Origin of the sequence: Methylomonas rivi, assembly GCF_024505165.1 — a bacterium.
Lineage (GTDB): Bacteria > Pseudomonadota > Gammaproteobacteria > Methylococcales > Methylomonadaceae > Methylomonas > Methylomonas rivi.
This window is the reverse complement of the sequence record NZ_JANIBK010000247.1, coordinates 1-3,380: the sequence shown is the minus strand read 5'-3', so window position 1 is coordinate 3,380 and position 3,380 is coordinate 1. Positions and strand designations below refer to the sequence as shown.

The window sequence follows — 3,380 nt, the reverse complement described above, 5'->3', positions numbered from 1 at the left end:
CGGGCCAACGCCAGACGCTGTTTCTCCCCGCCGGAAAGTTTGACGCCGCGTTCGCCCATGGGCGTGTCCAGGCCGCGCGGCAACTTTGCAACCAGCCCGGACAAGGCGGATTGCTCAAGGACACGTTCGATTTCGCGACCGGTCGGCGCGGCGTTGCCCCAGAGCAGATTGTCGCGGAGGCTGCCGTCCTGAATCAGCGTTTCCTGCGGAATATAGGCGATACTCTTGCGCCAGCCGGCGAGATGGATTAACGGTACGCCGTCAACCCAAATGCCGCCGCTGTCGGGCACGATCAGACCGCTCAGCAAGTCGAGCAGGGTGGTTTTGCCGGAACCGGAAACGCCGGCGATGGCCGTGGTTTTTTGGGCGGGGATGGTTAAGTGTTCTACCGTCAGCGTAAGGTGAGATTGGGGATGGCTGAAAACCACGCCTTCCAGGACAATGTGTTGCCGCAAAGGCGCGGGCTCATCGCTTGGCGGCGGAAAGTCGCGGTGTGCCGAAGCGTCCGCCAACAGGTTTTGCCAAGCCGAAAACGCCGGCAGCATGTGCAACAGTTGTTGTCTGCCGCCGGCGATTTCGGAAAGTTGGGGCAGCATGCGGGCGAAAATGGCAATCATCACCAGCAAACGGGCGGGCGCCAGCTGCATCAAGACGAGCGCCGCGTAACTGAACAAGGCAAGGGCGCAGGCACCGCCCATGCGGTAGGCCATTTGCGCGCGGGTCCAGCTTTTTTGGAAATCGATAAAGCGCCGGCTGACATCGGCGACCGCGGCATTGAATTGGCCGATGTGGCCGGCTTCCTCGCCGTGTATCTTGATGAGCTTCAAGGCGGACAGGAAGTCCTGTGTCCGGGTGAATAGGTTGCGGTTCGCCTGTCCCAACAATATTCCGCTTTCTCTGCTGGTCCGGTCCGTGCTCCGCAGCAAAAGCCAAAGCAGCAAGCCGGCGCCCAGCGCCAGCAGGGCGAGAGCGGCCGACATGCGGAAGGCGACGGACAGATAGGCAAGCGCCAGCAGCGACAGGGTAAACAGACGCAACAGGAAGAAGGTGCCGATGCCGACCCTCTGCACTTCGGAGGTGAGAACGTTGAGAATTTCGCCGCTGTGCCGGCCGATCAGAAAACTCCAGCGCGAGTGCGCTATCGCGGCGTATAGCCGCTGCCTCAAATGATCGGCGAAGCGCAATTGCAGCGAGCGGATTTCCCGGTCCCTAAGCAGCGCAAGCCACGCTTGCACGGCAATGATGAACACAAAAACCACCAGCGCGGTTTCGAAATTCCAGTTCGGCTTCAGGCCGGCCGTCTTAAAGTCGCCGCCTTCCGCGTCAAACACGCCCGCCAGGGTCAGCAGCGGTAACAGCAACAGCAATCCCGCGCCTTCCGTGGCCGCCGAAACAATATTGAGCAGCGCGGCGCGCCGGATTGCCGGCGGATCGAAACGTAACAACTCCCGCAGATAAGCGCGAAATAGCCCGTTGTTCCGGGCGCGGCTGTCGAATTGGTCCGAGTTCATAGCGCATAATAATAACACGAGGAAGTTGGCCATTCGTTAGTGCCTGGAGCCGGTTCGACAATGCCGCCATGCCAGGGCTCGGCAATTGGCGGGCAAATAGGCGATGGGTGTAGGCTATGATCCAGCCGGAAAAATTGGCTGCACAAGGACCGGGTAAGCCGGATTTATGTTTGCCGGGAGCCTTTTCTCCGGCATGGTTTACCCTGTCGAATCTACAAAGCCGGCTGGTTCGATACGGGCTATCGCCAAGATTGCATAGCTCGGGATTATTCTCAAGGGCATAAAAGCGCGATAGAGCGTAACCCGGCCATCGGCGTCATTCAGCCCCATGAGCCGATGCGGGGGAAGTGCCGCGGGCGGAAGCGGTTTACCGAAACGGCGCCTAATGCAACGCCGGTTCAAGTCATGCGCTTGCGCGATTCCGCTTTATGTACTAAAAACACGGACTCATGTACGAGTAAATCCGGGGCGAACTTCGCTCAAATCGAATCGTCTTGCCCGCAGTCTCATGCTTGGCAAAGCTTTAGGGAATAGAAGCACGATGCATCACATCGACAAAATCGTCAAACTCCACAACCTGCTGAAAAACCGCCGTACCCCGATCTCGGGACCGGAAATAGAAAGAGCGCTGGGGTGCTCGAAAGCCACCCGCCAGCGTCTGGTAGACGATCTGCGCGACCGCTTGAACGCGCCGCTGATCTGCAACCGTAGCGCGGGCGGTTATTACTACGACCGCGACGACCCTCGCCACCCGTTCGAATTGCCCGGCATCTGGCTCAGCGCCGAGGAACTGCAAGCCCTGATCGCCTGCCAGCACCTGCTCGGCAATCTGGCGCCGGGTTTGTTGCGCAACGAAATCGGCCAACTGCGCGGCCACCTGGAAAAACTGCTGGACCGCTCGCCGGGCGTCAAATCCCCGCAACTGGGCCGGGTCAAAATCCTTAGCCAAGCTTACCGCAACCGCAACGACGACTTGTTTCTGACGTTGGTACAAGCCCTGTTCGACCAACAAAAGCTACTGATCCATTACCATGCCCGCGGCGACGACCAAACCAGCCAGCGGCCGATATCGCCACAGAATATTGTCTTGTACAAGGACAACTGGTACTTGGACGCTTATTGCCACCAACGCGAGGAACCGCGCACCTTCGCGCTGGACCGGATCAAATCCGCAACCGCTATCGGCGAAGCAGCGTATCTGTTGGATCCGGACACGCTGCAACAACACTTCGGCTCGTCCTACGGCATCTTCGCCGGCAAACCCAAGCACACCGCCATCCTGAATTTCTCCGCCAAAGCCGGCCGCTGGGTCGCCGACGAATGCTGGCACAGCCAACAAGAATGCGAGTGGCTGGCCGACGGCCGCTACCAACTGCGCATCCCTTTCAACCGCCACGAAGAATTGCTGATGGATGTTTTGAAATACGGCGCCGAGGTGGAGGTGGTAGAGCCGGGGTTTTTGCGGGAGTTGTTGGCGAAGGAGGTCGAGAGGATGAAAGTGATATATTAATTTTAAAATTCTATTCTCTTAAAATAATTTGCATTTATCATTGTCCGAACCTATCATCTTGGCCGAACCCACTCACTATAATGGAGGTTACGTGTTCAAAAAAGCCTTGGATTTCCTTGTCGACTTCATTTTTGAAAAGCTGAAAAGCAGCCAAAAAACCAAGTCTGGCAACGAGGACATCGAAATAAACATTTCGGTTCGGCTCAAATAGCCACTCTTTGATTCACTGCTGAATCATCCACCGCCCCAGGATTTATGCAAGGAGGTTTTAGCCTTGGGCCTCATTGAAGCAAGAGCAGAGATTTTTATTCATCTGATCTCTTTGTTAATTCCGTGGCGCGATAGCGCCACGGCCTCAT

The 3,380-nt window shown here is 57.3% G+C and carries 2 protein-coding genes; one reads left to right on the top strand and one right to left on the bottom strand.

Features of this window, described 5'->3' with window-relative positions; translation table 11 throughout:
• Positions 1-1,511: ATP-binding cassette domain-containing protein (locus NP596_RS20615; protein ID WP_256617265.1), on the bottom strand; the 1,511-nt coding region annotated here is incomplete at its 3' end.
• Positions 1,512-2,052: 541 nt separating this feature from the next.
• Here NP596_RS20615 and NP596_RS20610 point away from each other — a divergent pair.
• Entirely contained in the window at positions 2,053-3,021 is a 969-nt protein-coding gene (locus tag NP596_RS20610; protein WP_256617264.1) for a helix-turn-helix transcriptional regulator, read from the top strand.
• Positions 3,022-3,380 lie beyond the last annotated feature (359 nt).